The 1,434-nt window shown below is 54.3% G+C and carries 2 protein-coding genes; one reads left to right on the top strand and one right to left on the bottom strand.

All coding sequences use genetic code 11. The features are described 5' to 3' along the window. Positions 1–110, bottom strand: a 110-nt coding sequence (tnpB, locus tag GTU67_RS15740) for an IS66 family insertion sequence element accessory protein TnpB (protein WP_283245267.1), incomplete at its 3' end; no start/stop codon positions are given. Positions 111–185: 75 nt separating this feature from the next. Between tnpB and GTU67_RS15160 the strand changes: the two genes are divergently transcribed. Next, a protein-coding gene (locus tag GTU67_RS15160) for an IS3 family transposase (protein ID WP_185780808.1) occupies positions 186–1,300 on the top strand; the annotation gives its coding sequence in 2 pieces (ribosomal slippage) (positions 186–438 and positions 438–1,300; 1,116 coding nt in all). The last annotated feature ends 134 nt before the right edge of the window (positions 1,301–1,434 follow it).

Below are 1,434 nucleotides of genomic sequence, written 5' to 3'. Positions count from 1 at the left end.
CCACGAAAGACAAACACATGACCGCTAAAGGGATCCTCAAGCAGCGTGGCCTGCACCGTTGCCGCCAGGCCATCGAAGCCACGACGCATATCGGTTGCACCGGCTGCCAGCCAGACCCGGGGGTAATCCTCCCGTTAAACCGCAGTGATCGAAGGTAGAATTTCCACTACAAGGGAATTCACACAATGAAGCAATCTCGATTTACCGACAGCCAGATCATGGCGATCCTCAAGCAAGCTGAAGCGGGTACGCCCGTGCCGCAATTGTGCCGTGAGCATGGCATGAGCAGCGCCTCGTTTTATAAATGGCGCGCCAAATACGGCGGCATGGACACCTCGATGATGGCACGTCTGAAGGAGCTTGAGGCCGAAAACCGGCAACTCAAGAAGATGTATGCCGAAGAGCGTTTGAAGGCTGAAATGGTGCAGGAGGCGCTGCGAAAAAAGTGGTAGCGCCATCTCGACGCAAGGAGATGGCGCAAAACGCCGTTAAGCACTTTAAATCCAGTATCCGTTTGGCGTGCCAGGCGTTTGGCATCAGCGAAAGCGCCTACCATTATCAGGCCAAACACAACGACGAAAACGAGGTCATTGCCCACTGGCTGATACGGTTGACAACGGCTCAACGCAACTGGGGCTTTGGCCTCTGTTTCCTGTATTTGCGCAACATTAAAGGCTACCCATGGAACCACAAAAGGGTGTACCGCATCTATCGTGAACTGGAACTGAATTTACGCATTAAGCCCAAGAAGCGACTGGTGCGCGAGCGACCGGATCCGCTGGGCACGGCGACGGATATCAATCAAGTCTGGTCCATTGATTTTATGCACGACCAGCTAACCGATGGGCGTGGGATTCGGTTGCTGAACGTCGTCGACGACTTTAACCGCGAGGGCCTTGGGATCGAGGTGGACTTTTCCCTGCCGGCAGAGCGCGTAACACGGACCCTGGATCAGATCATTGAGTGGCGCGGTAAACCCGCCTGCATACGTTGCGACAACGGCCCTGAATACATTGGCAAGACCATGCTTCAATGGGCGGCCAGGCAACGTATTACGCTAATCCATACTCAACCCGGCAATCCGCAGCAAAACGCCTATGTCGAGCGTTATAACCGCACGGTGCGTTATGATTGGCTGGCCCAAAACCTGTTTAGCAGTCTGGACGAAGTTCAACTCGGTGCCACCGCTTGGCTCTGGACTTACAACAATGAAAGGCCGAACATGGCGCTGGGCGGCATTACTCCACGACAGAAATTAGCCAGTAAATATTTAAACAATTCTACTGCCGCTTACTGCTAAAAATGGGAGGATTACCCGGGTTCCTGCCGGTAAGCCGATCATTCTCGTAGCGCCTGAATGAGGCAGCGTAACGTAGGCAAGTCTGCTGCGCCATGGATCACGACACGCGCGGCTGGGAAGATCAGTTCGACGCC

It is taken from the genome of Pusillimonas minor, from assembly GCF_014237865.1.
Classification (GTDB): Bacteria; Pseudomonadota; Gammaproteobacteria; order Burkholderiales; family Burkholderiaceae_B; genus Neopusillimonas; species Neopusillimonas minor.
Note: the sequence above shows the minus strand (reverse complement) of the source record. Positions and strands in the feature narration are given on the sequence as shown.